This is a genomic window from Rhizobium sp. RCC_161_2 (genome assembly GCF_041355235.1).
Taxonomy (GTDB): Bacteria; Pseudomonadota; Alphaproteobacteria; order Rhizobiales; family Rhizobiaceae; genus Rhizobium.
In genome coordinates, this window is sequence record NZ_JBFUPL010000017.1 from 24,310 (window position 1) to 41,676 (window position 17,367).

Annotated in this window: 20 protein-coding genes and 1 other RNA gene; 14 read left to right on the plus strand and 7 right to left on the minus strand. The window is 61.5% G+C overall.

Features of this window, described 5'->3' with window-relative positions; translation table 11 throughout:
* The first annotated feature begins 51 nt into the window (after positions 1 to 51).
* Both AB6803_RS29215 and AB6803_RS29220 read left to right on the plus strand, forming a co-directional pair.
* The gene (locus tag AB6803_RS29215; protein WP_007690260.1) at positions 52 to 996 is read left to right on the plus strand and encodes an AEC family transporter; all 945 of its coding nucleotides are present in this window, start codon (positions 52 to 54) and stop codon (positions 994 to 996) included.
* 142 nt (positions 997 to 1,138) lie between these two features.
* Positions 1,139 to 2,299: a patatin-like phospholipase family protein gene (locus AB6803_RS29220; protein WP_371112163.1), complete on the plus strand. Its 1,161-nt coding sequence runs from the start codon at positions 1,139 to 1,141 to the stop codon at positions 2,297 to 2,299.
* A 69-nt stretch (positions 2,300 to 2,368) separates the two neighbouring features.
* Here the strand turns inward: AB6803_RS29220 and AB6803_RS29225 are convergent, their stop codons facing one another.
* A complete protein-coding gene (locus tag AB6803_RS29225; RefSeq protein ID WP_371112164.1) occupies positions 2,369 to 2,956 on the minus strand; it encodes a cytochrome c family protein in 588 nt (195 codons plus the stop codon).
* Positions 2,957 to 3,107: 151 nt separating this feature from the next.
* On the opposite strand from AB6803_RS29225, the gene AB6803_RS29230 reads away from it, so the two are divergent.
* Both AB6803_RS29230 and AB6803_RS29235 read left to right on the plus strand, forming a co-directional pair.
* On the plus strand, positions 3,108 to 3,863 hold the full coding sequence (locus AB6803_RS29230) for a 3-deoxy-manno-octulosonate cytidylyltransferase (RefSeq protein ID WP_371112165.1): 756 nt from the start codon (positions 3,108 to 3,110) through the stop codon (positions 3,861 to 3,863).
* Positions 3,864 to 3,885: 22 nt separating this feature from the next.
* Complete coding sequence (locus AB6803_RS29235; RefSeq protein WP_371112166.1) at positions 3,886 to 4,740, plus strand: prephenate dehydratase; 855 nt, start codon at positions 3,886 to 3,888, stop codon at positions 4,738 to 4,740.
* Positions 4,741 to 4,956: 216 nt separating this feature from the next.
* On the opposite strand, the gene AB6803_RS29240 is transcribed toward AB6803_RS29235, so the two are convergent.
* The 5 genes from AB6803_RS29240 to AB6803_RS29260 all read right to left on the minus strand — a co-directional run bounded on the left by AB6803_RS29240 (position 4,957) and on the right by AB6803_RS29260 (position 7,830).
* Complete coding sequence (locus AB6803_RS29240; protein WP_153370221.1) at positions 4,957 to 5,325, minus strand: VOC family protein; 369 nt, start codon at positions 5,323 to 5,325, stop codon at positions 4,957 to 4,959.
* Between the two features lie 123 nt (positions 5,326 to 5,448).
* Entirely contained in the window at positions 5,449 to 5,679 is a 231-nt protein-coding gene (locus tag AB6803_RS29245) for a hypothetical protein (protein WP_371112167.1), read from the minus strand.
* Positions 5,680 to 5,763: 84 nt separating this feature from the next.
* On the minus strand, positions 5,764 to 6,450 hold the full coding sequence (locus AB6803_RS29250) for a helix-turn-helix transcriptional regulator (RefSeq protein ID WP_371112168.1): 687 nt from the start codon (positions 6,448 to 6,450) through the stop codon (positions 5,764 to 5,766).
* A gap of 13 nt (positions 6,451 to 6,463) precedes the next feature.
* Positions 6,464 to 7,423, minus strand: a complete 960-nt coding sequence (nudC, locus tag AB6803_RS29255; protein ID WP_371112169.1) for an NAD(+) diphosphatase — start codon at positions 7,421 to 7,423, stop codon at positions 6,464 to 6,466.
* The gene (locus AB6803_RS29260) at positions 7,420 to 7,830 is read right to left on the minus strand and encodes an HIT family protein (protein ID WP_371112170.1); all 411 of its coding nucleotides are present in this window, start codon (positions 7,828 to 7,830) and stop codon (positions 7,420 to 7,422) included. The genes nudC and AB6803_RS29260 overlap by 4 nt, the downstream gene beginning before the upstream one ends.
* Before the next feature lie 91 nt (positions 7,831 to 7,921).
* Here AB6803_RS29260 and ffs point away from each other — a divergent pair.
* The 3 genes from ffs to AB6803_RS29275 all read left to right on the plus strand — a co-directional run bounded on the left by ffs (position 7,922) and on the right by AB6803_RS29275 (position 10,376).
* Positions 7,922 to 8,018: signal recognition particle sRNA small type (gene ffs / locus AB6803_RS29265), an RNA gene on the plus strand.
* A gap of 47 nt (positions 8,019 to 8,065) precedes the next feature.
* A complete protein-coding gene (locus tag AB6803_RS29270) occupies positions 8,066 to 9,946 on the plus strand; it encodes a DNA polymerase III subunit gamma/tau (RefSeq protein ID WP_371112171.1) in 1,881 nt (626 codons plus the stop codon).
* A gap of 106 nt (positions 9,947 to 10,052) precedes the next feature.
* The gene (locus tag AB6803_RS29275) at positions 10,053 to 10,376 is read left to right on the plus strand and encodes a YbaB/EbfC family nucleoid-associated protein (protein ID WP_007690284.1); all 324 of its coding nucleotides are present in this window, start codon (positions 10,053 to 10,055) and stop codon (positions 10,374 to 10,376) included.
* Positions 10,377 to 10,397: 21 nt separating this feature from the next.
* Here the strand turns inward: AB6803_RS29275 and AB6803_RS29280 are convergent, their stop codons facing one another.
* A complete protein-coding gene (locus AB6803_RS29280) occupies positions 10,398 to 10,871 on the minus strand; it encodes an Lrp/AsnC family transcriptional regulator (RefSeq protein WP_371112172.1) in 474 nt (157 codons plus the stop codon).
* Positions 10,872 to 10,982: 111 nt separating this feature from the next.
* Here AB6803_RS29280 and AB6803_RS29285 point away from each other — a divergent pair, with 111 nt between their 5' ends.
* From AB6803_RS29285 to AB6803_RS29315, 7 genes are all read left to right on the plus strand, one after another.
* Positions 10,983 to 11,519: an RBBP9/YdeN family alpha/beta hydrolase gene (locus tag AB6803_RS29285; RefSeq protein WP_371112173.1), complete on the plus strand. Its 537-nt coding sequence runs from the start codon at positions 10,983 to 10,985 to the stop codon at positions 11,517 to 11,519.
* An 80-nt stretch (positions 11,520 to 11,599) separates the two neighbouring features.
* Positions 11,600 to 12,211: a LysE family translocator gene (locus AB6803_RS29290; protein WP_371112174.1), complete on the plus strand. Its 612-nt coding sequence runs from the start codon at positions 11,600 to 11,602 to the stop codon at positions 12,209 to 12,211.
* 86 nt (positions 12,212 to 12,297) lie between these two features.
* Positions 12,298 to 12,903 (plus strand): recombination mediator RecR, encoded by a 606-nt coding sequence (gene recR / locus AB6803_RS29295; protein ID WP_371112175.1) that lies wholly within the window; start codon positions 12,298 to 12,300, stop codon positions 12,901 to 12,903.
* A 14-nt stretch (positions 12,904 to 12,917) separates the two neighbouring features.
* Positions 12,918 to 14,183, plus strand: a complete 1,266-nt coding sequence (locus tag AB6803_RS29300) for a lytic murein transglycosylase (protein ID WP_371112176.1) — start codon at positions 12,918 to 12,920, stop codon at positions 14,181 to 14,183.
* 160 nt (positions 14,184 to 14,343) lie between these two features.
* Entirely contained in the window at positions 14,344 to 14,949 is a 606-nt protein-coding gene (gene rimP, locus AB6803_RS29305) for a ribosome maturation factor RimP (protein WP_007690292.1), read from the plus strand.
* Between the two features lie 60 nt (positions 14,950 to 15,009).
* Complete coding sequence (nusA, locus tag AB6803_RS29310) at positions 15,010 to 16,614, plus strand: transcription termination factor NusA (protein WP_371112177.1); 1,605 nt, start codon at positions 15,010 to 15,012, stop codon at positions 16,612 to 16,614.
* A complete protein-coding gene (locus AB6803_RS29315; protein ID WP_371112178.1) occupies positions 16,611 to 17,300 on the plus strand; it encodes an RNA-binding protein in 690 nt (229 codons plus the stop codon). Before nusA ends, AB6803_RS29315 begins: the two co-directional genes overlap by 4 nt.
* Positions 17,301 to 17,367 lie beyond the last annotated feature (67 nt).

Genomic DNA, 17,367 nt, shown 5'->3' on the forward strand with positions numbered 1-17,367 from the left:
ACAACTCTGGGATCATATCCTTGGATCCCACGCCAGATACTCCTCGCCAGCATGTCCGAAATCTTTTCCGATGTTCTCCCGGTTTTCCTGCTGATCCTTGTCGGCTGGGTGATCGTGCGAACCGGCATATTGACGGCCAGTGTCGGCGAGGCGATGAGCGAGTTCGTCTTCAAGATTGCCGTGCCGCTTCTGCTGTTTCAGACCATCGCGGAAGCGGATTTTCGCGGCGCCTCGCCATTCCGGCTGTGGGCCGCCTATTTCGCCGGCGTTGCAGTCACCTGGACGGCCGGCCATCTGGTGGCGACGCGGCTGTTCGGGCGGGATGCCCGCATCGGGGTGCTCGCCGGCGTGTCCTCCGCCTTCGCCAACACGATTTTCATCGGCCTGCCGCTGGTGGGACGCACGGTCGGCCCCGATGGCATCATGGCGATGTCGATCCTGATTGCCGTGCATCTGCCGACCATGATGATCGCTGGCACGCTGCTGATGGAACAGGCCGAACGCAAGGAAAATGGCGGCGCCGGCCGCAGCACGATCGAGCTGCTGCAACAGGTCGGTAAAAACCTCATCCGTAATCCGCTGGTCATCGGGCTTCTCGGCGGGCTTGTCGTCCACCTCATCGGCATTCCCCTGCCGGCAACGCTTGGTACCGTCGTCGACAACATCGCCAATATCGCCGGTCCGGCGGCCTTGATTTCACTCGGGATGGCGCTCCGGCAATACGGGGTTTCCGGCAATCTCGGCATTGCCAGCGTCATGGCGGCCTTCAAGCTCGTGCTCCTGCCGGCCTGCGTGCTTGCGGCAAGCTATCTTCTCGGCCTCAGCCAGGAATGGCGGGCCGCCCTGGTGCTGACTGCCGCCGTTCCAACGGGCGTAAACGCCTGGCTGATTGCCAATCGCTTCGGCGTCGGCCACAGTCTCGCTGCATCGACGATCACGCTGACGACCGCGCTCGGCGCATTCTCAGTGTCACTTTGGGCCTATTTGCTCGGCTAGGGCATGCGGCAGGGTTACGCGGATTCATCTCCGCCCCAAAGCTGCGACGATATATCTCCGCCTTCGGAGAAGCAGGCAGGAAAATGGTCATATATTTGCGCATCGCCACCGCTAAGGATGGAGCGCAGCAAAGGATGGAACCATGAATATTGCAGCGCCACTGACCACCAATCCGGCTTCGGCCTATGCGCAGAAGGTTTTCGTGCTGCAGGGCGGCGGGGCGCTCGGCTCTTACCAGGCCGGCGCTTTCGAAGCGCTGAGGGAGCAGAATATCGAGCCGGACTGGATCGCCGGCATCTCGATCGGCGCGATCAACGCCGCGATCATGGCGGGCAACGTGCCGGGAGAGCGGCTGGAGAAGCTGCGGTCCTTCTGGAACAAGGTCAGCGTGCAGATGCCGGTCGACCTCCTGATGGAGAAGCAACGCAACACCAATCCCTTTTACCGCACCGTCAGCAGCTGGTGGGTCTCGACCTTCGGCGTGCCCGGTTTCTTTTCGCCCTGGCAGATCCCAGCCTGGTTTCAGGCGCGCGGTTCGGCGGGCGCGACCAGCATCTACGATACCGAGCAACTACGCCAGACGCTGCTCGACCATGTTGATTTCGACCGCATCAACCACGGCCCGGTGCGGCTGAGCCTCGGCGCTGTCAATGTCCGAACCGGCAATTTCGCTTTCTTCGACAACCGGGACGTCCAGATCAAGCCCGAGCACGTCATGGCAAGCGGCGCGCTGCCGCCCGGCTTCCCGGCCATCAAGATCGGCAGCGAATACTACTGGGACGGCGGCCTGGTCTCCAACACGCCGCTGACTTATGTGCTGCGCAATGGCGCCGACGTCGACACCGTGGTCTTCCAGGTCGACCTTTTCAGCGCCGTCGGCCCGCAGCCGCAGGACCTCGAAGAAGTCGAGGAGCGGCGCAAGGACATCACCTATTCCAGCCGCACCCGGCTCAATACCGACCTGTTTCTCGAGCGCCACCGCTTGCGCCGCACGATCTCGGAGCTTTATGCGCGCCTGCCGGAAGAAGCCAAGGCCGATCCCGCGATCCAGAAGCTGAAGGCGCAATGCTCGGACTATAGCGTCACCATCATCCATCTGATCTATCGCAACAAACAGTTCCGCTCGCATTCGAAAGACTACGAGTTTTCGGCGCTGTCGATGCACGAGCATTGGGAGACCGGCCTGCGCGACGCGCGCAAGGCGCTGATGGCAGAGGAGTGGCGCGTGCCGCCCAGCGCCGAGGACGGACTGAAGGTCTATGACCTCGACCAGAGAACGCGGTCGCGCCGGCATTCGGTCTGAACCACAGCGCAAACGGCAAAAGCCCGGCCGAAACGACTGGGCTTTTGGCAATCATTCGCCTGGACTAGCTTAATTCGTCGCGGCCGGTGCAGGCGCTGCATTCGGATCCGGCAACGGCACCGGCGTATCGGCCAGCGTGCGCAGATAGGCGATGAGGTCGGCACGATCCTTTTCCTTCGGCAGGCCGGCAAAGCCCATGGCCGTTCCGGAAATGAACTTTTTCGGTGCCGCTACGAAGTGATAGATGTGATCGTAGGTCCATTTTTCCGTTCCGCCCTTGGAAAAATCCTTGATGGCGGCGGAATAGGCAAAGCCTTCATGTTCGGCGACCGGACGGTCGACGATGCCCCAGAGATCGGGGCCAACCTTGTTTGGCCCTCCCTTTTCCCCGGAATGACAGGCCTGACACTTCTTGAAGATCGTTTCGCCAACCTTGGCGTCTGCCGTCTGCAGCAATTGCGCGATCGGCGTTTCCTTTGCCTCGGCAGCCTTGCCGCCGGCATCCCCGGCCGGTGCTTCGGCGGCGACGATTTCAAAGCCGGGCTTTTCCGGCGTCTCTGAATGGAAAATAAATCCTGACGCGAGCGACACGGACTTCAGCACGAAAAGTGTGGCTAGAAGTGCCCCGACACCCATGTTCACGTAGGATGAATTCATCTGCTATGCTCCCCTCGCCTCCGGCAGTGACTGCCGGCCCATCTTGAATTCGCGCGAAACCTATGTCTTTTGGCTGTTTCTTGCAACTCTGTAAACGGTCTCCACCATGAGACGTTTTGACACTTTTACGGCGAGAATAGAAGGCCCAACGATGACAGATTCCAACTTAGACAAGACGCTGGTGCTCATTCCAGCCCGGATGGCGTCCACACGCCTGCCGGGCAAACCGCTCGCCGATATTTGCGGCCTGCCCATGATCGTACAGGTTGCCAAGCGCGCGCGCGAGGCGGCGATCGGTCGCATCGTCGTCGCCGTCGATCATGACGATACCTATGCCGCCGTTGCCAACGCCGGTTTCGATGTCGTCATGACGGGCATGGATCATCAATCCGGCTCCGATCGCATCCATGAAGCGCTGCGGGCCGTGGATCCGGATGGCCGCGCCGAAATCATCGTCAATGTCCAGGGCGACCTGCCGACCATCGATCCCGAAACAATCCGCGCCTCGCTGCGCCCGCTCGAAAACCCTGCCGTCGACATCGCCACGCTGACCGTCGAGATCAAGGACGAGGAAGAAAAGACCTTGCCGAGCGTCGTCAAGGTCGTCGGCTCGGCTCTTTCCGAAAGCCGGCTGCGCGCGCTCTACTTTACCCGCGCCACCGCCCCTTACGGCAAGGGGCCGCTCTACCATCACATCGGCCTCTATACCTATCGCCGCGCCGCGCTGGAAAAGTTCGTCAGTCTCGGCCCTTCGCCGCTGGAAAAGCGCGAATCGCTGGAGCAATTGCGGGCTCTGGAGGCCGGCATGCGTATCGATGTCGAGATCGTTGACACGATCCCGCTCGGTGTCGATACTGCCGCCGACCTCGAAAAGGCCCGACGCATCCTTTCCGGCGCCTCTCGCTGACATCCCCCTTAAAGGCAGCCCCATGACCACCAAGACCAACAAGATCTCGTTCCAGGGCGAGTACGGCGCCAATTCCGACATGGCCTGCCGCGACATGTTTCCGACGATGGAGCCCCTGCCCTGCCAGACCTTCGAGGACGCCTTCGCCGCCGTCGACAATGGCGAGGCCGATCTCGGTATGATCCCGATCGAAAACACGATCGCCGGCCGCGTTGCCGACATCCACCACATGCTGCCGGAATCGCACCTGCATATCGTCGGCGAATATTTCATGCCGATCCGCTTCCAGCTGATGGTGCTGCCGGGCGTCAAGAAGGAAGAGATTCGCACTGTCCATAGCCATATCCATGCGCTCGGCCAGTGCCGCAAGATCGTGCGCGCCAATGGCTGGAAACCGGTCATCGCCGGCGACACGGCAGGCGCCGCCAAGCTGGTACAGGAAACCGGCGACCGTACGATGGCAGCCCTTGCGCCGCGGCTGGCCGCCGACCTCTACAAGCTCGATATCGTCGCCGAAAACGTCGAGGATACCGAGGACAACGTGACCCGCTTCGTCATCCTGTCGCGCGAGGAGAAATGGGCGGAGCGCAGCTCGCCGGAAGAGAAGATCGTTACCACCTTCGTCTTCAACGTCCGCAACATTCCGGCCGCGCTCTACAAGGCGCTCGGCGGCTTTGCCACCAACAGCATCAACATGACGAAGCTCGAAAGCTACCAGCTCGGCGGCCGTTTTGTAGCGACGCAGTTCTACGCCGACATCGAAGGCCATCCGACCGACGCGAATGTGCATCGGGCGCTGGAGGAACTGCGGTTCTTCTCGGAAAAGGTCCGGATATTGGGGGTCTATAAGGGGCATCCGATGCGGGGGCGGCTTTAAGGGGTAACCAAAGCTGGGGCCAACCTCGTCCTTCGAGGCTTCGCTCTTCGAGCTCCGCACCTCAGGATGAGGTGGAGTGAGTCCCGCGGTAAAGTATAAAATGACCCGCGGCAGGAAAAGCCATGCCGCGGGCACAGAGATTAGTCCTCATGGTGAGGTGCGAAAGCCCAAAGTGCTGTAGCCTCGAACCACGAGGACGGGTGGTGACGAAGCAACTCACTTATCCGGCTCACAAACTCTCAGCCGATGACCATCCGGGTCGAGCACGACGAAGGTCGGGCCGAAATCCAGTGTCGTCAGTTCCTGGGCGACCGGCAGGCCGCGAGCTTTCCAGTCCTTGTAATGTTCCGCGACCGCCCCTTCGCCCTCGACCATGAAGGCGAGTTCGCCGCGGCTGCCGATGGCGGAAGGCTGCGGTTCGACGCTGCTGCGGCGCCAGAGGCCGAGGGTGAAACCATTGTCGAGCGGGAAGGCCGCGAAATTCGGCGCGGCGACAGCCGGTTCACGGCCGAGCAGGTCGCGATAGAAGGGTATGCTTTCGGCCGGGTCCTTGACGTAGAAGATGATGAGGTTCGGGCTGGTCATTGGGATATTCCTTCTGGTGATGGGGGATAAGACGGCGATATCTGTCCCGGCCGACAGGTCATCATTGACCTTGCCGGAGCATATATTTGTCGAAGGGTTAGCTGGGATGCTTCTCAGAAGCGCCTATCGCAGGCGGACGTCCTCGCGATACGGGGCACACCCGTCAAGAAAACCAAGATCGCGTTTCATAAAGTCGGACATTCCATCAAGATCCAGGCCAGGATGCCGGCGCGCGAAACGGTGAAGCGCAACTTGAGCGAGACGATGCCGCCAAACCTGCGCCAAAGACACATCATTGACGCCACCCGCAGAACGATGTGCGTTCTCTCTAGCGATGTGAGCAATGCTTTCCATGATCGGTCCTCCTTCCTATGTGGAATGATGCCGATAATAACCGCCTATGCTGACAGTTTCTGGCAGTAGTCTACTGCTCAGGGATCAATCATGGGCAAGGCCCTGCTGCTTGTGCCATTCCTTCGCCAGGACGACGCGGCGTCGCGGGTAGCGGGTCTCCAGCACCGCGAAGTCGACAATGCGATCGGCGCGGAAGTGACGAAAATCCTCGCGCAATTCGCACCAGCCCATGACCATGCGTACTTCATCGAAATAGCCGAGTGCAAAGGGCCAGATGCGCCGGGTCGAAATGGCGCCGTTCACGTCACCATAGGTCAGCTGCACGATGCGTTCGGAGCGGATCGCCTTGCGCATGAGGGAGAGGTCGGCCTTGTCCTCCAGCGCGCGGCGGGTGGCAACGACGAGCGTCGCCTGCTCGACGGTCTCCCGCATCTCATCGGGCAATACGGCGGCGATTTTGGCGAGCGCATCCGCGCCGGCGGCGGCCAGGCGCTCATCGGCGGCACGCGCGACCCAGCGGGATCCGAGCACTAACGCTTCGATTTCATCCTGAGAGAACATCATCGGTGGCAGCATGAAGCCGGGTTTCAGCACATAGCCGATGCCCGGCTCGCCCTCGATCATCGCGCCCTGCGATTGCAGACTGGCGATATCGCGATAGAGCGTGCGCAGGCTGACGCCGGTTTCACCCGCCAGAACCGCGCCACTGACCGGACGGCGATAGCGCCTCAGTGTCTGCAACAGTGTCAGCAAGCGTTCCGAGCGCGCCATGGCGAACGAGGACCTATCGTTTCCATTCCACCCAGTCGCGCATCAGGCGATGGGCGATGGCGCCCTTGGGTGGAGAGGTGTTGCCGGAAGCCGAGACGCGGTCGAGCATCTCGAGCGTCTCTTCCGGCGTGAACCAGCGGCAGTCGTCGAGCTCGGTGGCGTCGATATGGATCTCCGTCGACTTCGCCTCGGCATAGCAGCCGATCATCAGGGAATGCGGCATCGGCCAGGGCTGCGAGGCATGGTAACGCACGCGGCCGGTCTGGATGCCCGATTCTTCATGCGTCTCGCGGCGCACGGCATTCTCGATGGTTTCGCCCGGCTCGACGAAACCGGCGAGACAGGAATACATGCCCGGCGCGAAATGGTGGCTGCGGCCGAGCAGGCAGAGATTTCTCTCCTCGTCGACCGTCAGCATAATGACGACAGGATCGGTGCGCGGGAAGATCATGTGCTCGCAACCGGTACAGACCCGCTTGTAACCGCCGATGCGGCTTTCCATGACCGAGCCGCAGCGGCCGCAGAAGCGGTTGTCGCTGTTCCAGCGGATGAGGCTTACGCCCTGCGCCGCCTCGCCGAGGATTTCGCCTTCAAGTAGGAAATCGCGCCAGAGCGAGCGCATGTCGGCAGGCTTGTAGTGGCTGGCAAGCTCATCGGCATTGATCCGCACCGGCACGGCCAGCCGCGGCTCGCCGGTTTTGCGGTAGCCGAGCAGCACGGCCGCTTCCCAGTCGGGATCAAGCTCCTGCAATTCGTAGCGCGCAAACAGCGGATCGAGCACCTGACCGTCATGCTTCAGAACCAGCTTGTCCTTGGCAAAAGCCAGGATATGCGTGCCTTCCTTCGAAAGTGCGCGCTGGACCGATTCCTCGTCACGATGCTCAGCGTCCCGGTTAAGCTGGTTTTCCGCAAAGGCGGTGAGGCTGCTGGCTTCCGGGTGAGGCGCATCCGAAGAGAAGATCGAGTGGTTCATTGTGAAAGCGTGTCCCGCAACTTGGCTATGAAGCTGTTCATGTCTTCGTCCGTATAGGGTTCCGCCTTGCCGTGGCCCCAGATCGGACCGGGCCAGTTCGCGTCCCCTTCGAACCGTGCAATCACATGAACATGAAGCTGTCGGACGATATTTCCAAGAGCCCCGACGTTGATTTTTGTCGCGCCGGTCACCGTCTTCAGGGCAGCGGCCACCTTGTTGGTCTCGAAGGTCAGCAGAACCTGATCCAGCGGGGTCAGCTCGAATATTTCGGATATGCCGGACCGGCGGGGCACCAGCACCAACCACGGCCAGCGGCTGTCCTTCGACAGGCGGACGTCGCAAAGGCCGGTGATCGTCACGGAAACGCTGTCATTCGCCAGACGATCGTCGAGCGTAAATTCTTTCAATGGGTGATCCTCCGGTGTTTTTTCAAATGTTTAGCAGTTTTTTTTGACCTTGGCTTGCTTTTGATGACGATATTGCCGATATGTGCCTCCGGGAGGTTGGTGGTGGACGAGCCACTCGCCAACCGGGTCAGGTCCGGAAGGAAGCAGCCCCAACGAGCCCGGCACGGGTCATCGTGCCAGCCTCCCACCCTTTTTGAAAGCAAGGCCCGGCTTTCTGCGGGCAATAAGCAGGGCCATGAGCGACACCGAGCGACAAGCAAAAGATGCCGCTTCGACCGGCACCGGTTACCGGGTGCTGGCCCGCAAATATCGGCCCAAGGATTTTACAGACCTGATGGTCGGCCAGGAGCCGATGGTTCGCACGCTGACCAATGCGTTCGAGACCGGTCGTATTGCCCAGGCCTATATGCTGACCGGCGTGCGCGGTGTCGGCAAGACGACGACGGCCCGTATTCTGGCACGCGCGCTGAACTATCGAACCCCCGAGATCGATCGCCCGACCATCGACCTGCGCGAGCCCGGCGAGCATTGCCAGGCGATCATGGAAGGCCGGCATGTCGACGTCATCGAGATGGACGCCGCCTCCCATACCGGCATCGACGATATCCGTGAGATCATCGAGCAGGTGCGCTACCGCCCGGTTTCGGCGCGTTACAAAGTTTACATCATCGACGAAGTGCACATGCTGTCCACGGCCGCCTTCAACGGATTGTTGAAGACGCTGGAAGAGCCGCCGGAGCATGTAAAATTCATCTTCGCCACCACCGAAATCCGCAAGGTGCCGATCACCGTGCTGTCGCGCTGCCAGCGCTTCGACCTGCGCCGCATCAGCGCCTCGGATCTCGTCGGACTGTTCACGACCATCGCCGGAAAGGAAGGCATCGAGGCGGAGCCGGAAGCGCTCGCCATGATCGCCCGCGCCGCCGAGGGATCGGCCCGTGACGGCCTGTCGCTGCTTGACCAGGCAATCGCTCATGGCAGCGGTGTGGTCGTGGCCGATGCCGTCCGCTCGATGCTGGGGCTTGCCGACCGCGCCCGCATCGTCGATCTCTTCCACCACATCATCAAGGGCGATGTCGCAGCCGCTCTGGCGGAATTCAACAGCCAGTACGAGGCCGGTGCCAATCCCGTCGTCGTGCTGACCGACCTTGCCGATTTCACCCATCTCGTCACCCGCCTGAAATACGTGCCTGACGCCGCCAACGATCCATCGCTGAGCGAAGTCGAGCGCAACAAGGCGGCGGAATTCGCACAGGGCGTGGCCGTGACGACGCTGTCGCGTATCTGGCAGATGCTCCTGAAGGGCATACCGGAGACCGAAAGTGCGGCACGCACGGCCGGTGCCGCCGAAATGGTGCTGATCCGGCTGGCGCATGCCGCCCATCTGCCGGCACCCGAAGATGCGGCGCGGCGGCTTGCCGAATTCTCCGACGGCAATAGCAATGGGGGCGCACGTCCCTCGCCCGCTTCGCCCAATGGCAATGGTGGGGGAACGCAGGTCTCCTATCAGGGCAATGTGATGGCGCGGGCGGTCGAGACAGCCGCGCCACGGCCGACGCCACAGGCACCGGTCGCCATGCTGCGCGCCGTTCCGAACACGCAGCCGGACTCTGCTCCCATCGGCCGCATAGAACAAAAGCCGACGGAAGCGCCGAAGCCGCTGGTTGCCATCAATTCGATGACCGACATCGCCGAACTGGCCGGCCAGAAGCGCGATCCGAAACTAAAAGCGATGGTGCGCAGCTTCGTTCGTCCCGTGCGACTAGAACCGGGCCGGCTCGACGTCAGCCTGACGCCCGGTGCGCCCGCGACGCTCCTGAACGAGCTTGCCGTCAAGCTGAAGGAATGGACAGGTATCCACTGGATCGTCAGCCTCAGCCGCGACGAAGGCGAGCCGACAGTGGTGGAAGCCGAGGCAAACGAGCAGCGGCAGAGAGTCGCCGATGCCAGGCAGGACCCTGATGTCGCGGCGATCCTGGCGCAATTTCCGGGCGCCAAGATTATCGACGTGCGCGTCCGTGCGCCCGATATCGAGGAAGAGGAACAGGTCGCCGCTCCGGCAGCCGCCGAATCCGACGAAGGCGATATCCTGCCGGGCGATGACATCGAATTCTAACGGTACTGTGCGGAATCGAACAGCCACGCGGTAAAATCTGCTGGGTGGCTTTCGAAACATATTGTACTAAATCATAATGAAAGACGCGGAAGAAGGACGAGCGACGATGCGCGACATCATGGGCATGATGGGCAAAGTGAAAGAAATGCAGGCCAAGATGGAGAAGATGCAGGCTGAGATCGCCGACATCCGCGTCGAAGGCAAGGCAGGCGGCGGCCTCGTTACCGTCACCGTCAACGGCAAGGGCCTGATGCTGGGCATCAAGATCGATCCATCGCTCTTCAAGGAAGACGATGTCGAGATCCTCGAAGACCTGATCGTCGCAGCCAACAAGGACGCCCAGGACAAGGCAGAGGCGATCACCGCCGAAAAGACTCGCGAACTCACCGCCGGCCTGCCGATCCCGCCCGGCTTCAAGATGCCCTTTTGATAAGCACACTTCCGAAGAGCTTCAGCGCACCGTCCTGCGGATGAGTTCGCGGCCGATCGGTTTCGCCGGCTCGTTCCGCAGCACCAGCGATGTCGTCACGGCGCCATGTCGGGCGATGGAATCGACGATGGTTTCAAGGTCTGATGGTGTCGGCACAAGCACCTTGAGCAAGAAACAATCCTCGCCGGTCAGCCGCAGGACCTCGATGATCTCCGGCATTTCCGAGAACTGCTTGAGGTAGGGGCGGATATGCTCATGCGTCGTCCGCAGCCGGATGACGGCCATCATGCCGAGGCCGACGGCGGCGGGATCGACGACGGCGCGATAGCCGGCGATGATGCTGCGCTCCTCCAGCCGCTTCAGGCGCTCGGAGGCGGCCGGCTGCGACAGGCCGACACGACGGCCGAGTTCCGAGACGGAAATCCGGCCATCCTGCTGCAATATTTCGATCATCGACAGATCGGTCGGATCCAGGTCTCTCTCGAAGCTTTCCATTTTGAACCTTCAATTCATCGGCGCGCCCAAGTTTTATCCGATGGATTGTAATGTCAATGATGGAAGCGATATGCCAGTTTCTCTCCGTCAACAGACAGCGAGAGGAAAGATATGAGCGATATCATCGTCCTGCCCGGCCTTGGTGGGTCCGGGGAAGGCCACTGGCAAACCCTTTGGGAGCAACAGGACCCGCGACTGCGCCGGTTTCAGCCGGCGAGCTGGGACAGGCCGGAGCTTACCGACTGGATCGCCGCGCTCGATCGCGAGATCGACCGGGTGAAGACACCGCCGATCTTGGTCGGCCATAGCCTTGCCTGCCAGTTCATCGCGCATTGGGCGGTTTCCGCGAAAACTAGAGTCCTCGGTGCATTTCTCGTCGCGGTGCCGGATCCGACCGGCGCGGTCTATCTGAGTGGAGCCCCGAGCTTCGCCAATCCGCCGCGCCAAAGGTTGCCGTTTCCGTCGCTTCTCGTCACCAGCACCAACGATCCCTACGGCCCGTTCGACTATGCCAAGGAAAGCGCTTCCGTCTGGGGCAGCGAGCTCGTCGATGTCGGTCCGCTCGGCCATATCAATGCCGCCTCTGGGATCGGGGAATGGCCGGCTGGGCGAGCGTTGTTCGAACGCTTCTGTGCTCGACTCGGCTGACGAGCGACGCGATCCGTTTGGAAAACAGGCGGAGGGATGCTATGTCACGGCATCCTTCTTGTCTTGATCGGAAGAGCGCGATGAGCCTCACGACATTGCTTGTTTTCGCCGGTGCGCTGTTTATCGCGGCCGGATCGCCGGGACCGAATATCGCGGCCCTGGTCGCGCGCGTGCTGACCAGGGGTGCACGCGACGTCCTGCCCTTTCTCGCCGCCATGTGGATCGGCGAAGCGATCTGGCTGACCTGTGCGGTCGCGGGTCTCGCCACCATCGCCGAAACCTTCCATTGGGCCTTCGTCGCGATCAAATGGCTGGGCGTCGCCTATCTGCTCTATCTCGCCTGGAAAATGTGGTTTGCGGCGGCGGATGCCTCTGAGGAACAGCTTCCGGAGGCGCAGTCGCCGGCACGACTGTTCTTTGCCGGCCTGACCGTGACGATGGGCAATCCTAAGATCATGGTGTTCTACGTGGCGCTGCTGCCCTCGATCATCGATCTCCATGCGGTCACGCTTGCCGGCTGGGCCGAGCTGGTGGCGACGATGTTCGTCGTGCTGATCGTCATCGATCTATCCTGGGCCATGCTTGCGGCCAAGGCCAGGGGCTTCCTCAAAAGCCGCCGCGCCGTGCGGATGGCCAACCGCGCCAGTGCCGGCACCATGGCGGGCGCGGCCGTCGCCATTGCCATGCGATAAGCCTGGGGATCGACAGCCGGAATTTTCATGGGGCGATCATCCCTTCCGTGATTCCGTTCCCGCAACTTATCGGCTAAAAGCCTCCCATGGCAAAGCGAGTCACCGGTCCCGAAATCGAAAAACTCATCCAGCTCCTGGCGAAGGTGCCGGGGCTTGGGCCGCGCTCGGCGCGCCGCGCCGCATTGCACCTGATCAAGAAGAAGGACCAGCTTCTCGGCCCCCTCTCCCATGCCATGGGCGAGGCCTATGACAAGGTGAAGATCTGCTCGCGCTGCGGCAATGTCGACACCGTCGATCCCTGCACCGTCTGCACCGACGGCCACCGCGACCAGTCCGTCATCATCGTCGTCGAAGATGTCGCCGACCTCTGGGCGCTGGAGCGCGCCGCCGCGATGAATGCCGCCTATCATGTGCTTGGCGGCGTTCTCTCCCCGCTCGACGGCGTCGGTCCTGACGATCTCAACATTCGGGGCCTGATCCAGCGTGTCGGCGAAGGCGGCATCCGCGAAATTATCATCGCTGTCAACGCCACCGTCGAAGGGCAGACCACAGCACACTATATAACCGACCAGCTCGCCGGCCTTGAGGTGAAAATCACCCGATTGGCGCATGGCGTACCCGTCGGTGGCGAACTCGACTATCTCGACGAAGGCACGCTGACGGCGGCGCTCAGGGCGCGGACGGCGATTTGAGGGAGGGACTGCCTATGAGGAGAGTGACTGAGGGGGGTATCTCCCGGCATATCCTGGGCCTCCTTATTCTCCTCCTAGCCCTTCTCCCCCTCCCCGCCTTCGCCGCCTCCAAGGCCGATGTCGAAGCCCAATTCCAGGCCTGGATCCAAAAAGACCTCTGGCCGGAAGCAAAAAAAGACGGCATTTCCGAAAAGACCTTCCAGGCCGCCTTTGCCGGCGTGACGCTGAACTGGAGCCTGCCCGATCTCGCCCCGCCCGGCTTTCCGAAGCCCAAGGAGCAGAAGCAGACACAGGCGGAATTCTCCTCGCCCGCGCCCTACTTCAATGAGGGACGTCTGCAGAGGCTGGCGGTGACGGGGCGCGGCTTCGCTTCGCAATATGGCCCGGCGCTGAAAAAGATCGAGAAGGTCTATGGCGTGCCCGGCCCGATCCTGCTTGCCATCTGGGGTCGCGAGACCGGCTTCGGCGCGGCCAAACTGCCGAATTCGGCGGTGCAGGTGCTGGCGACCAAGGCCTTCATGTCGACCCGCAAGGAGATGTTCCGCACCGAGTTGATTGCCGGCTTGCGCATTCTCGAGCATGGCGACGTCGCGCCCGATCAGTTCATGGGATCCTGGGCCGGCGCACTCGGCCAGCCGCAGTTCATGCCGACCAGCTACCTGAAATATGCGGTCGATTTCGACGGCGACGGCCATCGCAATATCTGGACGTCGGTCCCGGATACGCTTGCCTCCATCGCCAACTATCTGGTGCAGAAGGGCTGGCAGCGCGGCCGTGGCTGGGGTTACGAAGTGACGATCCCGGAGAGTGTTTCCTGCGCGCAGGAAGGGCCTGATCTCGCCAAGCCGATTTCGCAATGGACGTCGCTCGGGATCGCCAGGATCACCGGCAAGACATTTCCCTCGGACGAACTGCGCGCCAGCGGCATGATGCTGGTGCCGGCCGGCCGCGATGGGCCGGAATTCATCGTCACGCCGAATTTCTACACCATCAAGGAATATAATAATTCCGACCTCTACGGTCTCTATATCGGCAATCTCGCCGACCGCATCGCCTATGGCTCCGGCGCTTTTCAGGGCCAATGGGGCGATGTCGGAAAGATGCTGCGCTCCGATGTCGCGGGCATGCAGAAGACTTTGGAGCGCAAGGGCTACGACGTCGGCGGCACGGACGGCCTGCCGGGCTATAAGACGAGACGGTCGATCGGCCAATGGCAGGAAAAGAGCGGTATGAAGCCTACCTGCTATCCCGACAGTTCGATGCTTGGCGTGCTGAAATAAGCGGCAGAGCGGGGTTCCGGCGCGAATGCCTTGCAATTTGGCGGGAACGGGATTATATCCGCTTCAAATTCTTGATCGTGTGATGAAGAGTGGGCCGCAAGGACCCGCTCTTTTTTATTACCTCGATCTCCCAATTGCAGCACCCTGCAGGAGTGAACGCTTGTCGGAAGTGACAAACGCAGACAATATCAATGAACCGCGGCTGATCGTCGAAACCGGCCTTGACCAGCGCATCGCCGCCATCATCGAGCCCGTGATCGTCGGCATGGACTATCGCCTGGTGCGTGTTCGCCTCATGAACCAGAACGGCCTCACTTTGCAGGTCATGGCTGAGCGCAACGACGGCTCCATGAACGTCCAGGGCTGCGAAGAGATCTCAACAGCGATTTCGCCGGTGCTGGATGTGGAAGATCCGGTCGATAAGGCGTATCATCTGGAAGTCTCTTCGCCCGGCATCGACCGCCCGATGGTGCGCAAGTCGGATTTCGTCCGCTGGAACGGCCACATCGTCAAGTGCGAGACTTCGATCCTGGTGGACAACCGCAAGCGGTTTCGCGGCAAGATCACCGACGTCAATGACGATGGCTTTACGATCGAGCGCGATCAGGTCGCTTATGGCGAAGAACCGAAGGTCACCATTCCGTTCAGCACGCTGGCCGAAGCCAAGCTGATCCTGACGGACGATCTTATCCGCGATGCGTTGCGCGCCGACAAGCAGGCGAAAGCCGAGGCTGCGAACCAGAACGAAGCGGACGAAGAAGAATAAACCGATCAACGAACCGCCTAACGGGACGGGAACCCCAGGGCAGGAAGACGGAGACTAAACATGGCAGTCAGTGCGAACCGGCTAGAACTTCTGCAGATTGCAGATGCAGTGGCGCGCGAAAAGGTCATCGACCGCGAGATCGTGCTTGCCGCGATGGCGGACGCGATTCAGAAGGCCGCGCGCTCGCGTTACGGCACGGAATCGAACATCCGCGCCGACATCAATCCGAAGACCGGCGAAATCCGTCTGCAGCGTCTGCTCGAAGTCGTCGAAAAGGCCGAAGACTATTCCACGCAGATCCCGCTGGAACTGGCCCGCGACCGCAACCCGGATGCAGCCCTTGGCGACTTTATCGCCGATCCGCTGCCGCCGATGGATTTCGGCCGCATCGCCGCCCAGTCGGCCAAGCAGGTCATCGTGCAGAAGGTGCGCGAAGCCGAGCGTGACCGCCAGTTCGACGAATTCAAGGACCGCGTCGGCGAAATCGTCAACGGCACCGTCAAGCGTGTCGAATACGGCAACGTCATCGTCGATCTCGGCCGTGGCGAAGGCATCATCCGCCGCGACGAAATGATCCCGCGCGAAAACTTCCGCTACGGCGACCGCGTTCGCGCCTATGTCTATGACGTGCGCCGCGAACAGCGTGGCCCGCAGATCTTCCTGTCGCGCACGCATCCGCAGTTCATGGTCAAGCTCTTCACCATGGAAGTACCGGAAATCTACGACGGCATCATCCAGGTGAAGTCGGTTGCCCGCGATCCGGGCTCGCGCGCCAAAATCGCCGTCATTTCCAACGACTCGTCGATCGATCCGGTCGGCGCCTGCGTCGGTATGCGCGGTTCGCGCGTTCAGGCCGTCGTCGGCGAATTGCAGGGCGAAAAGATCGACATTATTCCGTGGTCCAACGAGCCGGCGAACTTTGTCGTCAACGCGTTGCAGCCGGCGGAAGTCTCGAAGGTCGTTCTCGATGAAGATGCCGAGCGCATCGAAGTCGTGGTTCCGGACGAACAACTGTCGCTGGCCATTGGCCGTCGCGGCCAGAACGTCCGCCTCGCCTCGCAGCTGACCGGCTGGGATATCGACATCATGACGGAAGCGGAAGAGTCCGAGCGCCGTCAGAAGGAATTCAACGAGCGCACCAACCTGTTTATGGACGCGCTCGACGTCGACGAGATGGTCGGCCAGGTTCTGGCCTCGGAAGGCTTTGCCGCCGTCGAGGAACTGGCTTACGTCGAACTCGACGAAATCGCCTCCATCGACGGTTTCGACGAAGAGACCGCCCAGGAAATCCAGCAGCGCGCCCGCGAATATCTGGAGCGCCTGGAAGCTGAAATGGACGAGAAGCGCAAGGCGCTCGGCGTTGCCGACGAACTGCGTCAGATCAACGGCATGACCGCGCAGATGATGGTTGCCCTCGGTGAGGACGGCATCAAGACGATCGAGGACTTCGCCGGCTGCGCCGCCGACGATCTCGTCGGCTGGAGCGAGCGCAAGAACGGCGAAACGAAGAAGTTCGAGGGCCTGTTCTCCAAGCTCGAAATCTCGCGCGTCGAAGCCGAACAGATGATCGTACAGGCTCGCCTGGCGGCCGGCTGGATCACTGAAGCCGATCTCGCCACCGAGACCGAAGAGGTCGCGGAGGATGAGACCGAGCAAGAAGCATGACGAGCACCACTGAGCCGAATGCGGCGCCTGAGGACGACGATCTCGGGACTGACGTGAACGGACGCATGTGCATCGTAACACGCGAAAGCGGATCGCCGGATGAGCTGATCCGCTTCGTCGCCGCTCCGGACGGGACGATCGTTCCTGATCTGAAGCGGCAGCTGCCGGGACGCGGCTGCTGGGTCAAGCTCGACCGGGCACTGGTGGACAAGGCAGTGGCGAAGAAATTGTTTGCCCGCGCCCTGAAGGCGGAGGTGACGGTACCGAGCGATCTCGGCGCAACCGTCGACCGCCTTCTCGTGGCGCAGCTTGCCGGGATGATGCACATGGCGCGCAAAGCGAGCCAGTTCGTCAATGGCTCGTCGAAAGTCGATGGCTCCGTTCGCAACGGTTCGGCACTTGCCGTGTTCCATGCGATCGATGCCGCCGATGACGGCGTTCGCAAGATCGACCAGGCAAGAAAGGCCTGGCATCTCGGGATGGAGACCGAAAAGGAAATACCGTCATTCCGTGTCTTCACGGAGGCGGAAATGGAAGAACTGATGGGCCAGAACGCTTTTATCCATGCCGCAGCGCTTGCAGGGCGGGCGGGTGAGGGTGTAGTGAAGCGCGCAAACCTGCTCGAACGGTACCGCAACGGCGGTCAGTCCCGGGCAACGGGCGGCGCTGGCCGGCGAAAACAATGACGCGGTCACCGGTCGATACCGGACGCCTCATTAAGGTACATGCATTGAACGACAGGGTCTAACGGAC

Coding starts and splice junctions, on each gene's coding strand:
- AB6803_RS29270 (WP_371112171.1), top strand. CDS start 8,066: ATGAGCGACACCGAGCGACAAGCAAAAGATGCCGCTTCGACCGGCACC.
- recR (WP_371112175.1), top strand. CDS start 12,298: ATGGCAAAGCGAGTCACCGGTCCCGAAATCGAAAAACTCATCCAGCTC.
- AB6803_RS29285 (WP_371112173.1), top strand. CDS start 10,983: ATGAGCGATATCATCGTCCTGCCCGGCCTTGGTGGGTCCGGGGAAGGC.
- nudC (WP_371112169.1), bottom strand. CDS start 7,423: ATGAACCACTCGATCTTCTCTTCGGATGCGCCTCACCCGGAAGCCAGC.
- AB6803_RS29225 (WP_371112164.1), bottom strand. CDS start 2,956: ATGAATTCATCCTACGTGAACATGGGTGTCGGGGCACTTCTAGCCACA.
- AB6803_RS29280 (WP_371112172.1), bottom strand. CDS start 10,871: ATGGAAAGCTTCGAGAGAGACCTGGATCCGACCGATCTGTCGATGATC.
- AB6803_RS29220 (WP_371112163.1), top strand. CDS start 1,139: ATGAATATTGCAGCGCCACTGACCACCAATCCGGCTTCGGCCTATGCG.
- AB6803_RS29275 (WP_007690284.1), top strand. CDS start 10,053: ATGCGCGACATCATGGGCATGATGGGCAAAGTGAAAGAAATGCAGGCC.
- AB6803_RS29290 (WP_371112174.1), top strand. CDS start 11,600: ATGAGCCTCACGACATTGCTTGTTTTCGCCGGTGCGCTGTTTATCGCG.
- AB6803_RS29235 (WP_371112166.1), top strand. CDS start 3,886: ATGACCACCAAGACCAACAAGATCTCGTTCCAGGGCGAGTACGGCGCC.
- AB6803_RS29215 (WP_007690260.1), top strand. CDS start 52: ATGTCCGAAATCTTTTCCGATGTTCTCCCGGTTTTCCTGCTGATCCTT.
- AB6803_RS29240 (WP_153370221.1), bottom strand. CDS start 5,325: ATGACCAGCCCGAACCTCATCATCTTCTACGTCAAGGACCCGGCCGAA.
- AB6803_RS29245 (WP_371112167.1), bottom strand. CDS start 5,679: ATGGAAAGCATTGCTCACATCGCTAGAGAGAACGCACATCGTTCTGCG.
- nusA (WP_371112177.1), top strand. CDS start 15,010: ATGGCAGTCAGTGCGAACCGGCTAGAACTTCTGCAGATTGCAGATGCA.
- AB6803_RS29230 (WP_371112165.1), top strand. CDS start 3,108: ATGACAGATTCCAACTTAGACAAGACGCTGGTGCTCATTCCAGCCCGG.
- AB6803_RS29250 (WP_371112168.1), bottom strand. CDS start 6,450: ATGGCGCGCTCGGAACGCTTGCTGACACTGTTGCAGACACTGAGGCGC.
- AB6803_RS29300 (WP_371112176.1), top strand. CDS start 12,918: ATGAGGAGAGTGACTGAGGGGGGTATCTCCCGGCATATCCTGGGCCTC.
- AB6803_RS29315 (WP_371112178.1), top strand. CDS start 16,611: ATGACGAGCACCACTGAGCCGAATGCGGCGCCTGAGGACGACGATCTC.